Annotated in this window: 1 pseudogene; it reads right to left on the reverse strand. The window is 37.3% G+C overall.

The features are described from left to right. Positions 1-263: pseudogene (locus RYX56_RS23110) on the reverse strand (hypothetical protein); the annotation flags it as partial.

Consider the following 263-nt stretch of genomic DNA (forward strand, 5'->3'; position numbering starts at 1 on the left):
TTGTTTATTTAGGATCATATGGAGTGGATAAATCTCTTCGTATTTCCTCATTTTTGCTTCAAGATAAGAATAAATATTGGCCCTGCCCATTCTAACGGTCGTTAACATAAAACTCCCTCGTTCCTTATAGCCGTCTTCAACCGTAATAATTGGTGCAAGTTCCTTTGCCATTCCAGGCTTCGATACATAATAAGGCAAAGTATAATACATCCCGCCAATTAAAATAAAGGCAAGGGCGATGAGGGATCCAACATATATTTTTT

The organism is Alkalihalophilus lindianensis (assembly GCF_032843265.1).
Classification (GTDB): domain Bacteria; phylum Bacillota; class Bacilli; order Bacillales; family Bacillaceae_D; genus Alkalihalophilus; species Alkalihalophilus lindianensis.